16 protein-coding genes are annotated in these 18,546 nt (G+C 74.3%); 4 read left to right on the top strand and 12 right to left on the bottom strand.

The genetic code is table 11. The features are described from left to right. Positions 1–63: 63 nt before the first annotated feature. A complete protein-coding gene (locus JEK78_RS12650) occupies positions 64–447 on the bottom strand; it encodes an STAS domain-containing protein (RefSeq protein WP_242483052.1) in 384 nt (127 codons plus the stop codon). 321 nt (positions 448–768) lie between these two features. On the opposite strand from JEK78_RS12650, the gene JEK78_RS12645 reads away from it, so the two are divergent. Both JEK78_RS12645 and JEK78_RS12640 read left to right on the top strand, forming a co-directional pair. After that, positions 769–1,311, top strand: a complete 543-nt coding sequence (locus JEK78_RS12645; protein WP_200258539.1) for a sigma factor — start codon at positions 769–771, stop codon at positions 1,309–1,311. Then, positions 1,308–2,477 carry a zf-HC2 domain-containing protein gene (locus JEK78_RS12640; protein ID WP_200258537.1) on the top strand — a complete coding sequence of 390 codons (1,170 nt, stop codon included), beginning with the start codon at positions 1,308–1,310 and terminating at the stop codon, positions 2,475–2,477. The genes JEK78_RS12645 and JEK78_RS12640 overlap by 4 nt, the downstream gene beginning before the upstream one ends. A 95-nt stretch (positions 2,478–2,572) precedes the next feature. Here the strand turns inward: JEK78_RS12640 and purU are convergent, their stop codons facing one another. Both purU and JEK78_RS12630 read right to left on the bottom strand, forming a co-directional pair. Further along, positions 2,573–3,454 (bottom strand): formyltetrahydrofolate deformylase, encoded by an 882-nt coding sequence (gene purU, locus JEK78_RS12635; protein WP_200258535.1) that lies wholly within the window; start codon positions 3,452–3,454, stop codon positions 2,573–2,575. Positions 3,455–3,631: 177 nt separating this feature from the next. After that, positions 3,632–4,078 carry a hypothetical protein gene (locus tag JEK78_RS12630; protein ID WP_200264131.1) on the bottom strand — a complete coding sequence of 149 codons (447 nt, stop codon included), beginning with the start codon at positions 4,076–4,078 and terminating at the stop codon, positions 3,632–3,634. Between the two features lie 172 nt (positions 4,079–4,250). On the opposite strand from JEK78_RS12630, the gene JEK78_RS12625 reads away from it, so the two are divergent. Continuing rightward, positions 4,251–5,558: an ABC transporter substrate-binding protein gene (locus JEK78_RS12625; RefSeq protein WP_200258533.1), complete on the top strand. Its 1,308-nt coding sequence runs from the start codon at positions 4,251–4,253 to the stop codon at positions 5,556–5,558. A gap of 257 nt (positions 5,559–5,815) precedes the next feature. Here JEK78_RS12625 and JEK78_RS12620 read toward each other — a convergent pair whose 3' ends face one another. The 6 genes from JEK78_RS12620 to JEK78_RS12595 all read right to left on the bottom strand — a co-directional run bounded on the left by JEK78_RS12620 (position 5,816) and on the right by JEK78_RS12595 (position 14,836). Then, positions 5,816–6,535 (bottom strand): hypothetical protein, encoded by a 720-nt coding sequence (locus JEK78_RS12620; RefSeq protein ID WP_200258530.1) that lies wholly within the window; start codon positions 6,533–6,535, stop codon positions 5,816–5,818. Positions 6,536–7,481: 946 nt separating this feature from the next. Further along, a complete protein-coding gene (locus tag JEK78_RS12615) occupies positions 7,482–8,867 on the bottom strand; it encodes a transcriptional regulator (RefSeq protein WP_200258527.1) in 1,386 nt (461 codons plus the stop codon). 539 nt (positions 8,868–9,406) lie between these two features. Next, the gene (locus tag JEK78_RS12610; RefSeq protein ID WP_200258525.1) at positions 9,407–10,282 is read right to left on the bottom strand and encodes an alpha/beta hydrolase; all 876 of its coding nucleotides are present in this window, start codon (positions 10,280–10,282) and stop codon (positions 9,407–9,409) included. 584 nt (positions 10,283–10,866) lie between these two features. Next, positions 10,867–11,559 carry a metal-dependent transcriptional regulator gene (locus tag JEK78_RS12605; protein WP_200258523.1) on the bottom strand — a complete coding sequence of 231 codons (693 nt, stop codon included), beginning with the start codon at positions 11,557–11,559 and terminating at the stop codon, positions 10,867–10,869. A gap of 189 nt (positions 11,560–11,748) precedes the next feature. Further along, the gene (locus JEK78_RS12600; RefSeq protein WP_200258521.1) at positions 11,749–13,134 is read right to left on the bottom strand and encodes a PAS domain-containing protein; all 1,386 of its coding nucleotides are present in this window, start codon (positions 13,132–13,134) and stop codon (positions 11,749–11,751) included. Between the two features lie 601 nt (positions 13,135–13,735). Continuing rightward, a complete protein-coding gene (locus JEK78_RS12595) occupies positions 13,736–14,836 on the bottom strand; it encodes a citrate synthase 2 (RefSeq protein WP_200258520.1) in 1,101 nt (366 codons plus the stop codon). A 264-nt stretch (positions 14,837–15,100) separates the two neighbouring features. Between JEK78_RS12595 and pdxH the strand changes: the two genes are divergently transcribed. After that, positions 15,101–15,769, top strand: coding sequence for a pyridoxamine 5'-phosphate oxidase (gene pdxH, locus JEK78_RS12590; protein ID WP_242483051.1), 669 nt, complete (start codon positions 15,101–15,103; stop codon positions 15,767–15,769). Positions 15,770–15,821: 52 nt separating this feature from the next. Here the strand turns inward: pdxH and JEK78_RS12585 are convergent, their stop codons facing one another. The 3 genes from JEK78_RS12585 to JEK78_RS12575 form a co-directional block, all read right to left on the bottom strand. Beyond that, the gene (locus tag JEK78_RS12585; protein ID WP_200258518.1) at positions 15,822–16,490 is read right to left on the bottom strand and encodes a TetR/AcrR family transcriptional regulator; all 669 of its coding nucleotides are present in this window, start codon (positions 16,488–16,490) and stop codon (positions 15,822–15,824) included. After that, positions 16,478–17,212: an enoyl-CoA hydratase family protein gene (locus tag JEK78_RS12580; RefSeq protein WP_200264130.1), complete on the bottom strand. Its 735-nt coding sequence runs from the start codon at positions 17,210–17,212 to the stop codon at positions 16,478–16,480. The genes JEK78_RS12585 and JEK78_RS12580 overlap by 13 nt, the downstream gene beginning before the upstream one ends. 169 nt (positions 17,213–17,381) lie before the next feature. Further along, a complete protein-coding gene (locus JEK78_RS12575; protein WP_200258517.1) occupies positions 17,382–18,542 on the bottom strand; it encodes an acyl-CoA dehydrogenase family protein in 1,161 nt (386 codons plus the stop codon). Positions 18,543–18,546: the final 4 nt, after the last annotated feature.

Genomic DNA, 18,546 nt, shown 5'->3' with positions numbered 1-18,546 from the left:
TGTGGCACGGGCCGGGTCGCCCGGACGCCGGATCCGGACCGCCGGGGCGCCCGGACGGCGCGCCTAAGCGGACAGCGGGCGCGGCTCCTCGTCGTCGGCCGTGGCGGAGGCCAGGTCCGGGTGGACGTCGAAGAGCCGGCGGACTCCGAGCGCGCCGAGCACCCGGTTCACGTGGGAACCGTCGGCCGCGCCGCGGGCCGGCAGGATCAGACGCAGCCGACCCTGGCAGGAACGTATGAGGCGGCGGGAGGCGATGAGGACCCCGACACCGCTGGAGTCGCAGAAGAGCACCTCCCCCAGATCCAGGACGAGGGCGTGGCGCCCCTCCGCCACCATGTCGTGCACCCGCTGGCGCAGCACCGGCGACGTCACCAGGTCGAGCTCGCCCGACACCTGGAGCACGGCCCACCCGCCCCGCTCGGCTCCGGTCACAGTGAACGCCGCCACCTTGCCCTCCAGTTGCCGATACGTCCGATTTCCCCCGAAACGGAGGGTGTGTCTCCGCTCCCTGGGCGCGCACCTGCCCAGCGGCAGTGCCCGCAAACACCCGCCCGGAAACGACCCACGGCCAGAAAGAGCTTGTTTCAGCCGCTTTCGATCCTGTTCGATCATATCCGGCCGAACCGCGACAACCCTGCAAGGCGACGGGACACCCGGCCCCCGGGGGGCGCGCGTTGCCACAAAGGGGCGTGCGCCGTCGGAGATGACCACTACATTCAGGAGGACGGTGATCGCAGGCCGGACGGGCGGAGAGGGGTGACGAGGCCGATGACGAGACGGCGTACGTCGGCCCGGAGCGACCGGGAACTACGAGAGCGCCTGGCGCACGGCGAGGCCGCGGCCCTCGGGGAGCTCTACGACCGGTTCGCGCCACTGGTGCACGGCCTCGCCCTGCGCGCGCTGGACGACGAACCGGCCGCCGACACCGTCACCCTCGACGTCCTCGCCGACGCCTGGCGCGACCCGGAGGCCTACGACCCGGAGCAGGGCCCGCTGCACGCCTGGCTGGCGACGCTGACCCATCGGGCGGTCCTCCGTCGCCTCGGCGCCACCGGGGCCGAGGCGACGGAGGAGGTCCGCCGGGCGGCGGTCGTCGCCCGCGCCGACACCGTCGCCCGATCCCTGCCCGACGCCCAGCGCGCCGCCCTGGAACAGGCCTACCTGCGGCGCCGCGACTACCGACAGACCGCCGCCGACCTGGGCATCTCGCGGGAGGAGGCGCGGCGGCTCCTGCTCGGGGGCCTGCGCAAGCTGGCCGCCGCCGAGGAGGCGGAGCCTCCCGGGACGTTCCCGGAGGAGGATCGGGCGTGAGCGGGCGCGGCGATCTGGCGGACCGGGCCGTCGGGCGACGGAACACCGGGCCGCAGGAGCCGCCCGCCCTCGGGCACGAGACGGCCCGCGCCCTCCTGGGCGCCTGGGCGCTGACCGCGTGCTCCCCGCAGGAGGAGATCGCCGTCGAGGAGCACCTCGCCGGCTGCGACGCCTGCGCCGAGGAGGCCCGTCGGCTGCGCGGAGCGGTGGCCCTGTTGCCCCGACCGGGCAGCCTCGACCTGGACCCGGCGTTGCGCGTCCGCGTCCTCGACGGCTGCCTGGAGCGGCACCCGGCGCGGGTCCCGCTCCCCGGGTGGGCGGCCCCCTACGACGCAGAGAGCGCCCGGCTCGACGCGCTGCTCCAGGACTTCGGCGACACCGAGTGGCACACACCGGTGCGGCTGCGCCGCTATCCCCGGGACCGCCCGGCGAGCCGCCGGACCACGGTGGCCGGGGTGATCGCCCGCCTGCGGGCGGCGGACGGCCCGGTCACCCGGGCGTTGGGCTCGGACCCCCACCGACCCGTCCCGCGGCAGACCCCCGCGGGCGGTCGAGCGACGAGACAGGCGGGTACGGGCCCACCGCCGACCGGCAGGGTACGGGCGTACTGGCGGGAGCGGAGCCGCGGCGTCGTCCGCACGGCGGGGCTGGCGGGCGAGGCCGCGGGCGATCGGTCCGTGCGCTACGGCACGCTCGCCCTGCCGCTGCGCGACGCCCTGGTGGAGCGGGCCTTCGCGTGCTGGGCCCACGGTGAGGCGATCGCCGAGGCGGTCGACTACCCCTACGCGCCCCCCGCCCCCGCACACCTGCGCCCCATGCTCGACCTGGCGGTGCGGACGCTGCCCCGCGCCGTGGCGGCCCGCCGTCCGGCGGGTCCGCCGTTCTCCCCGACCGGCCGCCGACTCGTCCCGGTCGGAGCACCGGGGCCCACCGTCCGACTGGAGATCGAAGGAGAGGGCGGGGGCGAGTGGCTCGTGGCCCTCGGCTCACCGGCCACCACCGCATCGGCCGACCACGTGGTGGCCCATGTGGCCTTGGACGGCGAGGAGTTCTGCCGCCTGCTCGCAGGGCGGTTGGACCCGGCGGAGGCGACGGCGGGACGGCGGGGCGACCCGGAGGCCGTCCGGGCCGTCCTGGTCGCGGCGGCCTACCTGCGGGGCGACTGACGGCCGCCGAGCCGCGAGGGAGCCGCCGAGCCGACCGACGGTCCCCCGCCGCCCGCGCGTCGGCCCGACACGGAAACCCGGGTCGGGCCGAGGCGTCAGGCGAACACCACCGTGCGGCGGCCGTTCAGCAGGATCCGACGCTCCGCGTGCCACTTCACGGCCCGCGCCAGCGCCTGACACTCCACGTCGCGACCGACCGCCACGAGCCGCTCCGGGGTGTCGCCGTGTCCGACCCGCTCGACCTCCTGCTCGATGATCGGCCCCTCGTCGAGGTCGGCGGTCACGTAGTGCGCCGTCGCGCCGATCAGCTTCACGCCCCGCGCGTGCGCCTGGTGGTAGGGCTTGGCTCCCTTGAAACTCGGCAGGAAGGAGTGGTGGATGTTGATGATTCGCCCGGCCAGGCGGGTGCACAGGTCGTCGGAGAGGACCTGCATGTAGCGCGCGAGCACCACCAGTTCCACGCCCTCCGCGCGGACGATCTCCAACAGCCGCGCCTCGGCGTCGGCCTTGGTGTCGCGGGTGACCGGGATGTGGTGGAAGGGGATGTCGTAGGAGCCGACCAGCTCCGCGAAATCGGTGTGGTTGGAGACGACCGCGGCGATCTCCACCGGCAGGGCCCCCACGCGCGCCCTGAAGAGCAGGTCGTTCAGGCAGTGACCGAACCGGCTGACCATCAGGACGACGCGCATCCTCTCGTCGGCCCGGCTGATCCGCCAGTCCATCGCGAAGGAGTCCCCGATCGCCGCGAAGCTGGCCCGCAGCTTGTCCACCGTCACCGGCGCGTCCGCGGAGAAGTGGACCCGCATGAAGAACAGGTCGGTGTCGTGGTCGCCGAACTGCTGGCTGTCCTCGATGTTGCAGCCGGTCATGAAGAGGAAGCTGGACACGGCGTGGACGATGCCCTGCTTGTCCGGGCAGGAGAGGGTCAGGACGTACTGGTCGGCGGGGACCGCGGTTCGGCCGGGCTGATCGCTCATACCGGAAGGTTGCCACACCCCGTGTCCGACCCGACGGCCGTCCCGACACCCGGACGGCGGCCCCGAGCCGGCCCCGCGCGGTTCGCCCGCCCGCGCGGGCCCCGGAAGGACGGCGCCACCCCCGCCTGGCCCGCCGAAGACCACCAGGGCCCGGGCGACGGAGTCCCCCGGCCCCGCTCAGCCGAGGTGGACGAGCGTCCCCAGCAGCCGCAGGGGGCGCGGCGCCGCGTCCGGATCCTCGCCGTCTCCGCTCGCCATCCGCACGTGCGCGTCCCGCGCCGCCCGGACCGCCTCCGGCCAGGAGACGTGGTCCAGGTAGGCGGAGACCGCGGCGTCCGGACCGACCTGATGCATGATCCTCAGCACCCGGAGCACGGCGGTGTCGACCAGGGCGGCCTCCTGGGAGTCCCGGAAGACCGTGCCGACGTACTTCTCCGCCGACCAGTGGTCCAGCCAGGTGTCCTCCACGAGCCGATAGACCGCGTCGGTGACGTCTCCGTATCCCTCCACCCCCGCCAGCCACACGTCCTGATGGAAGGCGGGGTCGGAGAGCATGTGGAGCGCCGAGCGCACGTTGCCGCGCCAGCGCCACCAGGGCATGTCGTTCAGGGGCATGCCGCCCATGGTGGAGGAGCGGCGGCCACGACGGGAAGAGTTCTCCGAACCTTGCACGATGGTCGATCGTACGGAGCCCTCCGGATCGGGCCGCGACGGCCCCCGCAATTCACTGCCACGTCACCCGGAGTTGGTCGAAGGTCACTCCCGGGTTGGCCGGTCGCCGGGATCGTGCCGAGTCATGACCCGTAGGCAGACCCTCGGCACCCCGTCCCCCCGCCTCCACCGCCCCGCTCGTGGACGCGCCCTCGCCACCGCGGCTCTCGTGGCCTGCGCCTCCGCCGTCCTGGGTTGCGGAACCACCCAGCGTACGGCCGCGGACGGCACGGACGGCACGATCACCGTGATGACCTGGGCCCCCCAGGGGACCGGGGCCACCAACAAGCCGGGCATGCCCGCGCTCGCCGGCGCCTACGCCCGCTGGGTCAACGAGCGGGGCGGCGTCGACGGCCGCCGACTCACGGTGTCGACCTGCAACGACCACAACGATGGCGTGTCCGCCGCCAAGTGCGCCCGGCGGGCGGTGGAGGAGGGGGCCGTCGCCGTCGTCGGCTCCTACAGCCAGCATCCGGACTCCTTCTTCCCCATACTCGAGGGCGCCGGCATCCCCTACATAGGCGGCTACGGCATCACCAACGCCGAGTTCACCAGCCCTCTCTCCTACCCGGTCAACGGCGGACAGCCCACGCTGCTGGCCGGACTGGGCACCGCCCTCGCCGAGGACTGCGGTCCCGTCACCATGGTCCGCCCGGACACCATCGCGGGCGATCAACTCCCCGCCCTGCTCGACTCCGGGCTGCGGGCCGGCGGCCACGAGACCGCCTCGGACCACCCGGCACCGGAGGACGCCACCGAGTACGGCGACCACTCACGCCGGGCCCTGGCCGGCGCCACCACCGGCGCCGGAGAGACGGAGGGCTGTGTGGTGCCGGTGCTGGGCGATCGCACCGACACCTTCATGGACTCCTTCCGGCGAAGCCGCGCCGGCTTCGCGGAGGTGCGCACCGGAACCGTCCTGGGCAGCGCCGACCAGTCGACGATCAACGCCGCCGGAGGCGACTCCAGCCCCTACGAGGGCTCCTACATCACCAGTTGGTATCCGGTGGCCACCGACGCCCGATGGGAACCGATGCGGGAGGTGATCCAGGAGGAGGCGTTCGGCGACAACCGCGTCGACCCGGCGGACGCCGGCGTGCAGACCACCTGGATCGCCTACCGCGTGCTGCACGCGGCCCTCTCCTCCCTCGAAGGCGGCGAGGCCACCCCCCGCACGGTCGCCAAGGCCCTCGACTCCGGACTGGAGGTCGACACCGGGGGGCTCACCCCGCTCCTCCGCTGGGAGTTCGACAACAAGCTGTCGCCCGTCGGCTTCCCCCGTCTGGTCAACACCGACGTCACGATCCAGATCGTCCGCGACGGCCGGCTCGTCGCGGCCCGCGAGGGCTTTCTCGACACCGCGGCGACCCTGCTCGACGCGGACGTGGTCTGAGCCCGCGCCGAACCCGGACGGCGAGCGTACTCCGCGCCCGCGTTGCCACGTCTCGAACCGGTGTCGTGCGGTGTCGCCCCGGGCCGAACGGGGACCCCGGCCCTCCGGGTCATGCGGCGGCACACTCCCGGCCGGTGGAGAGGTCGCTCCCGGCGACGCCAGACTTCACGACGGGCCGGGGCCACTTCGCTCGTCGTGCGCGATCCCTTCGAAGCGGGCCGGCCGGCAGTCCGTCGCGCTCTCCCGGACCGGGAGGCTCACAGCTGGGTGGGCTGTCGCTCGGTCAGGCCGTGTTGTCGGGCGATGGAGTTCCACAGCTCGGCCGCCTTGGCCTTCTCCGCGCTGGCCGTCCCGCTGGCCCGGTTGCCGGCCTCGGTCCGCCCGGTCGTGCGGGCCTTCCCCTTGCGGCAGCCGTTCGACTCCGCCGCCTGTTCGGCCCAGGACGCGTAGTGCTCGTCGGCCGAGGCGGACGCCTGCCACGCCTTGGTGAGCGCGGTCGCCAAGGCGGCGTGGTCGGGGAGCAGGTCGATCGAGAGTCCCTCCAACCTATCGACCAGGCCGGTGCGCTGGTCGGCGGCGGCCCGCAGGTCGCGGGTGGCCGCGGCCAGGTCGGAGCAGGACTTCACATCGGCCACGGCGCCGATCACCGTCTCCCTGCCGGTGCCACTCTCCGCGAGGAGCGCGTCGAGGGCCTCTGCCTGACTCCGCGCCGGGTCGACGGACGGCGTCGCGGGCGGGGAGACCTCGGCCGCGGGGGCCGCCTCGGAGACCGGCGGACCGCCGGAGGGGTCGTCGCCTCCCTCCGACAGCATCGCACCGGCTCCGACGCCCACGACGACGATGCCGACGCCCACGGCGGCGAGCAGGGGCCACTTGGCCCCGGTCCGTCCCCGACCACCGCCGCGCCCCCCGGCGGAGGACCCGTCCGCCCTGGACGCGCCCGTCGGGTGGCGGGTGGGAGCGGCGGGCTCCGTCACACGGGGGAGTTCCCGGGTCACCGGAGGCGCCGCGGGGACGGGAGTGGGCTCGGCACCGCCCGGACCTGAGCGGAAGAGCCCGTCGAACTCAGCGGGCGGCCGCCGCACCGGATGGGCCGACTCGGGCGTCGAGGGCGCGGCACCAGGGGCGGGACGAAGCCACGCGGTGGGGGCCTCGGAAGGGGCCGCTGCCCCCTGCGGACCGGGGTGCCCCGCCCCCGCGCCGAGGCCTCCGGTGTCGGTGGGGCGGGACGGCGCTCCCCGCGCGTTCGCGTGGGGCGGTGGGCCGGACACGACGGGCGGCAGGTACTGCGTCGGGGCCTCGGCAGGGACGACGGGACCGGCGCACTCTGGCGTGGGCGCGCCGTACTCGCGGTGGCCGGGGCCGTAAGCGGGCTCCGAAGGGACCGGGTGCGGCGGGTGCGGCGCGTACGGCCCGAGGGTGGCATCCGGGCCGACCGGGGGCGCGGGCCAGTGCTCCTGCCCCTGCCCCTGCCCCTGCCCCTGCCCCTGCCAGACGTACGGCCCGGGAGCCGGCGCAGGCACGTGGGCCGCCCCGGGGGTGTGCTCCGGTGGCAACGGGCCCGGGCCGGCGGAAGGAGCCGCCGGGGCCCCGAACGCGCCGGGCGACCACGCGGGCGCTCCTCCGGGAGCCGGTGGGAGGGACTCGTCGTGGGGTGGAGGAGTCGAACCGCCGCCCGACGGCCCCGCCGAGGGCTGATCGCCCGGTCCAGTCTGCGTCACCGCTGCTCCCGTACCTGGAGGACGTCGACCAACGCCCGCACACGCTACCGGTCGTCGACGTCCGCGGCCACGCGAGGGCACGAACTCCACGGCGGGCCATCGCGATCGCGGGAGCGGGCCGGGCCCCGCGTCCGGCCGGCTCCCGCGCACTGCGCTACCTCGCCGCCGGGGCCCGGCTCGATCTCGGGGCCGAGCGCCGAGGTCAGGCCGGGACGAGCGGATCGGCTCGCGCGGCGAAGTCCCGCACGACCGGCTCCTCGCGATAGGGCTCCAACCGCGCCCGGAAGTCCTCCAGATACTCGGCGCCACGCTCCGAGCGCAGGGTTCGCAGCAGATCGACGGCCGGCAGGGCGGCCTCGCAGGCTTCCTCGATCTCCCGCTGCTGCACGCGCGCCGCGGCCAGCAGGAGATGGCCGATCGCCCGCCTGCGTGCCCGACTCGACGGATGCCCGTCCAGCGACTGCCTCGCCCATCGCGCCGCGGCCTCGGACTCGCCCAGGTCACGGTGGCAGTGGGCCAACTCGTCGGCGAGATAGGCCTCGTCGAAGTGGGAGATCCAGTCGGGGTCGTCGCCGGCGGAGGCGTCCGCCGACTCCATCGCCCCGATCGCCCTGCCCGCCGACCGGCGGGCCGCCTGCGCGTCGCCCAACAACGCGTGTCCTCGGGCCTCCGCCGCGTGGAACATGGCCTCGGCTCGGGGCGTGACCCTGCCCCGGGTTCCCTCCTGGGCGGCGCGTGCCAACTGGGCGATCTCCCGGGGGTTTCCGAGCTGGGCGGCCAAGTGGCTCATCGAGGCGGCCAGGACGTATCCCCCGTAGCCGCGGTCTCCGGCGGCGTGTGCCAGGCGCAGTGCCTGGATGTAGTAGCGCTGCGCGAGACCGGGTTGACCGGTGTCCACGGCCATGTACCCGGCCAGTTCGGTCAGACGGGCCACCGCTGCGAAGAGATCGCGCCCCACCGTCTCCCGGTAGGAGCCGGCGAGCAGCCCCGAGACGACGCTGTTCAGGTAGTGGACGACGACCGGCCGCACGTGCCCGCTGCCGTACTGGTGGTCGAGTTCGACCAGGGCGCGGGTCATGGCGCGGACGGCGGTCACGTCGGAAGGGCCGACCCGCGGCCCGGTGGAGCGCCCGACCTGCGCGTCGGGTGCCGAGATCAACCAGTCGCGACTGGGTTCGACCAGCGCGGACGCGGCGACCGAGGAACCGGCCAGGAAGTCCCTTCGGCCGACGTCGCTGCGCCACAACTCGCAGACCTGCTCGACGGCCCCGGGCACGGTCGGCGAGAACCGGAGTCCGACGCCGGAGGCGAGGTGCTTGCCGTCGGCCATGCCGATCTCGTCGATCGTGACCGTCCGGCCCAGCTTGCGCCCCAGCGCCTCGGCGATGATCGCCGAGGCGCGGCCACGCGGTTGCTGGCCCCGCAGCCACCGAGCCACCGACGTCTTGTCGTAGCGCATGTCGAGGCCGTGCTCCGCACCGCACATGTTGACCCGGCGGGCCAGCCCGGCGTTGGAGCAGCCCGCTTGCTGGATGAGCGCCTGCAGCCGTTCGTTCGGCTGCCGCGCGACGAGAGGCCTTGCGGCCATGGCGTACCCCCTGCTTGGTGGCTCGGGTGCCTGCCCACGCACCGAGTTGACGTGTCCTGCCTGCCGTCCGGTCGCCGGGCGAGGATCGCCCGGCGACCGGACCGGCCAGGGCATCAATGCCCCGGCGGCGCACCGGTAATGCGAGGATTGCGCGGTTTGCTGGTGTTCGAACTGGTGTCGACCCTCCCGTGGTTACCCCACCTCGGCGTCGGTTCCGCACGCGCGCCCCCGACCGTGCTCCCGTGCGCCCGCACGGCAGTGCGGTACGCCACCCCCGCGCACGCCGGCCGGCACCGCTCGCCGTCGAATCCGAGAACGCGGAGCGAGCCGCGACGATCGCGCGCCCGCTCCCGGGGTGCGACGCCGTCGCGCGCCCCGCCGGTCCGTCACGATCGCCGCGTGCCGGGGGACACGGGCACGCCACCGGGGCACCGGCCGACCCCGTCACTCCCGGTGCGAGGCCCGAGCGGAAGGGCCGGCCCGGCGAGCCGTCCGGAACCGCGCCCCGGCCTTCTCGGCCACCCCACGGGCGTCGTTCCTCAGGCGTCCGCCCCGGCCGCCAGGAAGGGCTCGACGGCGGCGCGCCAGGCGTCCGGCCGGTCGTAGTGGACGAGGTGTCCCGCATCGGGGACCTCGGCGTACCGGCCTCGCGGGAGGACCCGGACCATCTCCTGTGCCTCGGCGCGCCCCAGCTCGCCGTCGATGCCCCGGACGACCAGGGTGGGACAGGTCACCTGGGCCAGCTCGTCCCAGTGGGCGTCGTACACCCAGGCCGCGCGGGAGGCGAGCATCTGCTCGGGGGCGAAGACCGGACGCCAGCCGTCCTCCGACTCGGCCATCACCTCGGCGTAGTAGGCGCCGCGGGCCGGGCTGGGGCGCTCCACCCAGGGGTCGTCCTCGCCGAACCAGCGGCGGACGTCGGCGAGCGTGGCGAAGGGGACGGGCCAGGCGCGGAACCACTCCTCCCACTCGCGCTGCGATGTCGCGCCGAGCGCGGACGCCCTCATGTCGCAGACGACGAGGGCGGCGACGAGGTCCGGGCGTCTGGCGGCCAGCTGCCAGCCGGTGAGCGCGCCCATGGCGTGACCGACGATCACGGCGGGGCCGGCACCGAGCTGCTCCAGAGCCGCCTCCGCGTCCTCGACGTACGCTCGTCGGTCGTAGGCCGTCGCCTCCGGGGGCTTGTCGCTGCGGCCGTGGCCGCGCTGGTCCAGGGCGACGGCCCGGTGGCGCTCGGAGAGCCAGCGGGCGGTGCCGGCCCAGTGCGAGGCCCGCCCCATCAGGCCGTGCAGTAAGAGGACGGTGGGGGTGGAGTCCTCGGCGACCGTGCCGGCCACCGGCTTGGCCGGGTCACCGAACTCCCAGGCCGCGAGACGGACACCGTCCGCCCCGGTCACATCGATACGCCGCGCCATGGTCCTGGCACCCCCATGCTCGCTCGGACCGGCAACCGCCCTTCCCCTGGGCCGATCGGTCCTGAACCGTGTCCTGCCTGCCGTGCCCTCCGAGGCGGTGAAACCGCGCCACACGATCGCGCGGCGCGGCGGCCATGGACCGGACCGCCTCCGGGCACCGCGTCCGCCCGCCGCGACGCTGCGGCGTGCGAACACCCTGGCACCTCCGTATCCACTCGCGCACCACTCGCAGATTATCGAATCCTTTTTCGAGCCTGCGTTCCTCGCGGTCAACACCCCTCGTTCGAGTGACATCACCCCAGGGTTGATCGCCGACGGCGGGGGGAGATGTTGAGCAGAGGGCGGACCGCTCGGGGAAAACGGTCCGAGGGGAACGACCCTGGGAGCTCGGGGCTCCGGGTCGGCACAGGGGAGGAAGGGCCCCGGCGTCGCTCAGCGCCGGGGCCCCCACCCGTCGGGGCGCTCCCGCCCCGCCTCCGGACACCCCTCACGGCCCCTCCCCGACGTCCGACGACCCGACGAGACCCGCACGCCCCCGCTCCCACGGCCTCCCCGCGCGACCGCGACGTCCGGACCCTCCGCGCTCAGCGCTTGGCGACGAAGACGTGCGAGGCGGTGTCCGCGTCCAGCTCGGCCGCCTCGCCCCCGCTGCCGACCAGAACCCCGCCCGGGGACTCCGTCACACTCGCCACCGAACCCGGCTGCACACCGGCACGGCGCAGGGTGTACATCAGCTGGGCGTCCTTCTGGATCGGCTCGCCGATCCGACGCACCACCACCGTCTTCCCCTCGGCGCCCGGATCGAGATCGGCGAGGGACACCATGCCCTCGTCCAGGAACGGATCGGCCCCGTCCCGCTCCCCCAGCTCCTCCAGACCCGGGATCGGATTGCCGTACGGCGACTCCGTCGGGTGGCGCAGCAGCTCCAGCACGCGACGCTCCACGGCCTCGCTCATCACGTGCTCCCAACGGCACGCCTCGGCGTGCACCTGCTCCCACTCCAGGCCGATCACGTCGACGAGCAGACACTCGGCGAGCCGGTGCTTGCGCATCACCCTGGTGGCGAGCCTGCGCCCCTCGTCGGTCAGCTCCAGGTGGCGGTCGCTGGCGACGGCGACCAGGCCGTCACGCTCCATCCGCGCCACCGTCTGGCTGACCGTCGGGCCGCTCTGGTCGAGCCGCTCGGCGATCCGGGCCCGCATCGGGGTCACACCCTCCTCCTCCAGTTCGAGGATGGTGCGGAGATACATCTCCGTGGTGTCGATCAGTCCGGACATATGTGCCCCTTGATGAGATCTGCCGGAGGCTGGGCCACCCGGCGCGTGCGCTGGCCCTCCCCGCAATTCTGACGCATGGCGCCGACAACCGTGCTGTGCCGGAGACACCAGCGCGCCCCCGTCAAGACCCCCGGGCCACCCGCGGCCCTCTCCCCGCCCGGTCGGGAACCCCCGAGGCCGGGGCAACGGCTACCCCCCGACGTCCGCCAGGTCCAGGGCCGCCGCGATCCGCGCCGCCACGTCCTCCGCGTACTCGGTGTCGGCCCGCGTGAAGGCGCTCCGCCCGGAGGTCCGCAGGAACGTCACCACGCCCAGGGTCCGCCCCCGGCTGCGCAGTACGGCACTCAGGGCGTGTGCCGTGTCCGCCGGCCACTGACGCGCCACGGCCCACGCCCGCGCCCCCTCGGCCGCCATCACCCCGGCGCTCGCCCGCACCGTCCCCGCCCGCTCGGCGCTCTGGAGCGCGGGATGCCCCGCCGGGTACCGCAGGGGCAACCCGCCCGCCGCGGAGGCGCGCGCGGGACCGGGCTCCCCGGAAGGGGTGGCCGCCAACCGCGCCAGGCGCACCGGGGGCCCGGCATCCCCTCCCGACGGGACCGGCGGAACGGTCTCGACCAGCCGGTCGACCAGCGCGTGGTCCGCGAAGCCCGCCAACGCGAAGTCCAGGTGCGCCAGCGCGGCCTCCGCCGGATCCTCGCACTCGGCCGCCGCCCGCGACGCCCGATGCGACTGCCGGCAGCGAAACCGCAGGGTGGAGGCCTCCTGCTCGCTCTGCCGAGCCTCGGTGACGTCCTGGAACAGCCAACCGACGCCGAGCGGCACGGGCTCCTCCGCCAGCGGCGACGCCAGCCGCAGGAACCCGCTGCGCCAACAGCGCCGCCGCTCCCCGTCCGGGGCGCGCACCCCCACCCAGATGTCGGCGGGCCCCGGGGGAGCCCCTTGGGCCAGGACGTGGGTGAGGGCGCTCTCCAGCTCCTCCACCCCCTGGGACAGCAGCTCGCCCAGCGGGCGCCCGAGCACCGAGGTGCGCCCCGCGCCGAACGCGCGGGACGCGTGCGGGTTCACCACGGCCGGGCGCAGGTCGGCGTCGATCAGGACCACTCCCCAGCTCGCGTCCTCGAAGAGGGCCTCGCTGAGCGCGATGGAACGTTCCAGATCGATCTGCGCGTGCACCTCGCTGAAGGCGCAGTACAACCCCGCCGGAGTGCCGTCCGACCCGCGGACGGCGGCGGACTGCGTGCGGACCAGCACCCGCCCGCCGCCCTTGGTCAGCAAGGCGAACTCGTGCACCTGCCGGCCGCGCGCCCGCATGGCGGACCGCAGCCGCCCCTCGATCTCCTCGGCGTCCGCGCCGCGCACCGCCCATCCGGCGAAGCCCTGCCGTCCCACCGCCTCGGCCGCGGTCCAGCCCAGAATGCGCTGGGCCTCGCGGTTCCAGTGGGTGATCACACCCCCCGCGTCGAAGGCGCAGAGCGCCGCGTCCATGCCGTCGAGGAGCGCCGCCAGGAGGTCGGAACCCTCCCTCTCCGGCTGCCCCAGCTCGTCGGTCGTCCCCCAACGCCCGGAAGCACTCACCTGGACCCCCCTGCGGGCCGTGTCCGCCGTGCGGCGCGTCGATGTCCCAGTGCCGTTCATTCAACTCGAAAGTGATGTAGCACACAGCCTGTTTCGGCGACTTCCCGGGAATCGTTGCACGGCGGAGACCGGGCATACGCCCGCGTCAACCCCGTGCGGCAAGCGCCGGGCCGACCCGGCGCCGGCGAGGGACACCGCCCCACCGCCCGCCGTCCGTCGGATTCCCGGTCCGGCGGACCACGTGAGGGCCCGCCGCAGGACCCGGACGGCCGATCGGGGAGGGCGGGAGAAAAGCGCTTGAGATCGAGGCCCGGGGGTTCCTAGGCTGTGGGTACACGAGAAGGGAGGTGGTTCGGCAGATGTACGGAAACCGGACGCGTGAGGTGGCTGCGGGCTAGCGGTCCGCCACCACACCCGAGTGCGGTGTCGGGCCAGTGCGCGCGAAGCGTACGGCCGGCCTCATTCCCAGCAGTCACCCGACCCGCGAGTCGCCGGCACGTCCGGCCGGCTCCTCCTCGGAGGAACCGGACTCGCGGGTCGTTCGCGTTCCCGGGAGGCCGCCCGGCCGGCGCCCACTCCGGGCGGACACCGGGGGCCTCGATCAGCCGGTGGCGTCCGCCCGGCCCTCGATCTCACGCGGACCGCGAGGCCCGGGACCGACGTAACGGGCGGTCGGCCTGACCAACCGGCCGGCACGCTTCTGCTCAAGGATGTGCGCGGACCAGCCCGCCGTGCGGGCGCAGCTGAACATCGAGGTGAACATGTGCGCGGGGACCTCGGCGAAGTCCAGCACGATGGCGGCCCAGAACTCGACGTTGGTGGCCAGCACACGATCGGGACGCCGTTCGTGCAATTCCGCGAGCGCGGCCTTCTCCAACGCCTCGGCCACCTCGAACCGGGGCGCGCCCAGTTCCCTGGCGGTGCGGCGCAGCACGCGGGCGCGGGGGTCCTCGGCCCGGTAGACGCGGTGACCGAAGCCCATCAGGCGCTCGCCCCGGTCCAGGGCGGTCCGGACGTAGGCCCCGGCGTCGCCGGTGCGCTCGATCTCCTCGATCATGCCCAGAACCCGGGACGGCGCGCCACCGTGCAGGGGCCCCGACATGGCGCCCACGGCGCCGGAGAGGGCGGCGGCGACGTCGGCGCCGGTGGAGGCGATGACGCGGGCGGTGAAGGTCGAGGCGTTCATGCCGTGCTCTGCGGCCGAGGTCCAGTAGGCGTCGACGGCGGCCACGTGCCGGGGATCCGGCTCGCCCCGCCAACGGACCAGAAAGCGTTCCGCCACCGACGCCGCCTCGTCGATCCGGCGCTGCGGGACCATCGGAAGCCCCGGTCCCCGCGCGGACTGCGCGACGTAGGACAGCGCCATCACGGCCGCCCGGGCGAGGTCCTCGCGGGCCTGGGCGGCGTCGATGTCCAGCAGCGGCCTGAGCCCCCACACCGGTGCGAGCATGGCGAGGGCGGACTGGACGTCGACGCGCACGTCCCCGGAGTGGACGGGGATGGGGAAGGGCTCCGCCGGTGGCAGGCCGGGGTCGAAGGCGCCGTCCACCAGGAGTCCCCAGACGTTGCCGAAGGAGACGTGCCCGACGAGATCCTCGATGTCGACACCGCGGTAGCGGAGGGCGCCGCCCTCCTTGTCCGGCTCGGCGATCTCCGTCTCGAACGCGACGACGCCTTCGAGGCCGGGTACGAAATCGGACATCGGGCGGCTCCCTCTGGTCGGTGATCACGATGAGCGGCCCCGACGCCCGCGCGCCGGGCCCGCCCCGTGGGCGCGGTCGCCGTCCCGACTCCGCACCCGGCCGTCAACGCTGTGATGCCCCGTGCTGCCGAGGGTCATCCGAACCACCCGGTCACAGCACGATATCCCTCGGTGCCACATCCGGCGAGCGTTTCTGGCACCGAGTGCCACATCGGGGCGCCGGCCGCCCGTCGATCCGGGGCACGGATGCGGCACTATGGCCTCGTGACCCACCGAGACGCCGAACCCTTCGATCTCGCCTCGATGCGCCGGCACTACCGGGCGGAGGGGCTCGCCGAGAACGACCTCGCCGCCTCGCCCGTAGAGCAGTTCGCCCGCTGGTTCCGCCAGGCGGCGGTGGAGGGCGGCCTGTTCGAGCCCAACGCGATGGTGGTCTCCACCGTCGACGACCGGGGTCGACCCACCTCGCGGACGGTGTTGCTGAAGCGGTTCGACGAGCGCGGCTTCGTCTTCTACACCAACTACGACTCCCGCAAGGGGCGCGACCTGGCGGGAAACCCCTTCGTCTGCCTGCTGTTCCCCTGGCACCAGATGGCCCGTCAGGTGATCGTGACCGGCAGGGCGGAACGCACCGGCCGGGACGAGACGGCCGCGTACTTCCGGTCCCGACCGCACGGCTCCCGGCTGGGCGCCTGGGCCAGCGCGCAGTCCCGCGTGGTCTCCTCGCGCGCCGAGTTGGACGCCGCCTACGACGAACTCGCGCGGCGCTACCCGGAGAGCGAGGGCGTGCCGGTGCCGCCGCACTGGGGCGGGTTCCGGGTGGTGCCGGACGCGGTGGAGTTCTGGCAGGGCCGGGAGAACCGCCTGCACGACCGCCTGCGGTACGTGACCGCGGAGGAGGGCGCCTGGCGCGTGGAGCGGCTGGCGCCCTGAGCCGCGCTCCCCCGCGCCCGCGGCGACGGGCCCGGGGCGCCGACTCGCGCGATCACGGTCGGCCGGGGCCCGCCGTGTGTCCGGTCCCGGGCGGTCGGCCCAGCGTCTCGTCCAGGAGCGTCGCCCACTGGGCGACGACTCGGTCGCGGCGTGCGGTGTCGTCGGTGAGGAGGTTGGCGAGGCCGAGTCCGCGAGCCATGTCGAGCAACCCCTGAACGGTCTCGCGAACGCCGGGGCGGCCCTCGTCGGCGCCGAGGATCTCCACGGCGATCCGGTGGGTCTCGCGCCCCACCCGGGCCTCCAGTTCCCGCACCCGCGGGCCGAGTTGTTCCTCGTTGGAGGCGGCCACCCAGAGATGGAGAGCGGCCCGGAACAACGGGCCGGTGTAGAGGTCGACGAGGGCGACGACCACGGCGCGGCGGTCGGCGGGCGCGGCGCCCTCGGCGAAGAGGGCGCGCAGTGCCGTGGAGCGCCGCTCGGCGACGTACTCCACGGCCGCGAGGAAGAGGTCCTCCCGGGTCGGGAAGTGGTGCTGGGCGGCTCCGCGCGACACCCCCGCCCGTTCGGCGACGACCGTGACGGTGGAGCCCGCCCAGCCGCGGCCGGCCAGGCAGTCCACGGCCGCTTCCAGCAGCCGCTGTCGGGTGGCACGGCCGCGGTCCTGTTTGGGGACCCGCTCCGCCCGGTCGCGCGCGCTCACGGCGCCCTTCACATCACCCATTCCGGATCCCGTCGTTCGAGGAAGGCCGTCATCCCCTCGCGTGCCTGCGGGGTGGCGAACAGCCGGCCCGAGAGCGCGGTCAGGTCGGCCGCGTCCCGGTCGAAGGTCTCCAGCACCCTAGCCGTGAGCAGCCGTTTGGTCTCGGCCAGCCCTTGTGGGGAGGCTCGGCGCAACCCGTCGAGGATCGGTTCGAGGACCGTGTCCACGTCGTCGCCCGCGGCCGTCAGGAGGCCGACACGGACGGCCTCGGTCGCGTGGAGGCGTTCCCCGGTGAGGTAGTAGCGGGCCAGCGCCCGGGGGTCGGCGCGGGGGAGCACCGGCAGGGAGATGACGGCGGGGGCGACGCCGATCCGGACCTCGGTGAAGGCGAAGTCGGCGGTGTGCGAGGCGACGGCGATGTCGCAGGCGGCGAGGAGACCCACGCCGCCTGCGCGGACGTGGCCGGTGACCCGGCCGATCACCGGCTTGGGCAGCTCGACCAGCGCCCTGAGCAGCCCCACCAGCGCCTCGGGGTCCGGCGGGTCGCGCAGGTCGGCGCCCGCGCTGAAGGTGTTTCCGGTGTGGGTGAGCAGCACGGCGCGCGCGTGCGGGTCGCGGCCGGCATCGGCGAGCGCCGCCGCGAGGTCCCCGACGAGGGCGGCGGACAGGGCGTTGCGGTTGCCCGGGGAGTCGAGGGTGAGGATCTCGACCCCCCGTTCACGGGCGCGTCGGACGGTGGTCACGTCCACCACCCCCGAGGGTGCCGGGAGACGGACGCGAACCCGCGACGGCGGGAGCGGCCCGGCCGCTCGGGTACGGCGCCTCTGCCGGGCGGCCCGGTCGGGCGGCCCACCGCGCACACGCTGGGGAACACGGTTCCTCCTCGTCTCCTGGACGCCCGTTCCTCGGTGGTCAGTACGACTTCGGCAGGCCGAGGGTCTGGTGGCACACGTAGTTGAGGATCATCTCGCGGCTCACCGGGGCGATCCGGGAGGCGCGGGAGGCGGTGATCATCGAGGCGAGGCCGAACTCGCGGGTCAGGCCGTTGCCGCCGAGGGTGTGCACGGCCTGGTCGACGGCGCGCACGCAGGCCTCGCCGGCGGCGTACTTGGCCATGTTGGCGGCCTCGCCCGCGCCCGCGTCGTCTCCGGCGTCGTAGACGCGTGCCGCCTTCTGCATCATCAGCCGGGCCAGTTCCAGGTCGATGTGGGCCTGGGCGAGAGGGTGTGCGACGGCCTGGTGGGCGCCGATGGGGGTCTTCCAGACGGTGCGCTCACGGGCGTACTCCACGGCCTTGGCGAGAGCGTGGCGTCCCATGCCGATGGCGAAGGCGGCGATCATGATCCGCTCGGGGTTGAGCCCGGCGAAGAGTTGGAGCAGTCCGGCGTCCTCGTCTCCGACCAACGCGTTCGCCGGCAGTCGCACGTCGTCGAGGGTCAGCTCGAACTGCTTCTCTGCGGCCTTGAGTTCCATGTCGATGGCGTGGTGCTCGAAGCCGGGGGCGTCACGGTCCACGATGAAGAGGCAGGGCTTGAGCTTGCCGGTGCGGGCGTCCTCGGTGCGGCCGACGATCAGCGTGGCGTCGGCGAGGTCCACCCCGGAGACGAAGACCTTGCGGCCGGTGAGAATCCAGTCGGAGCCGTCCCTGCGGGCCGTGGTGGTGATGCGGTGGCTGTTGGAGCCGGCGTCCGGTTCGGTGATGCCGAAGGCCATGGTGCGGGAGCCGTCGGCCAGCGCCGGCAACCAGGTCCGCTTCTGCTCCTCGGTGCCGAAGCGGGCGATGACGGTCCCGCAGATCGCCGGGGAGACCACGAGCATCAGCAGTGGTGATCCGGCGGTGCCCAATTCCTCCAGGACCACTGAGAGTTCGTATATGCCGGCGCCGCCTCCCCCGTACTCCTCGGGGAGGTTGACGCCGAGGTAGCCGAGTTTGGCCGCCTCGGACCACAGTTCGGTCGCCGAGCGGTCCTCCTCCACGGTCTTGGTGAAGTAGTCCCGGCCGTAGCGCTTCCCGAGGGCCGCGACGGCGGTGCGCAGGGCGTGTTGCTCGTCGGTCTCGATGAGGGCGGTCATCGGA

Origin of the sequence: Streptomyces sp. HSG2 (assembly GCF_016598575.1) — a bacterium.
In the GTDB taxonomy this organism is placed as follows: domain Bacteria; phylum Actinomycetota; class Actinomycetes; order Streptomycetales; family Streptomycetaceae; genus Streptomyces.
This window is presented reverse-complemented; position numbering and strand designations above follow the sequence as displayed.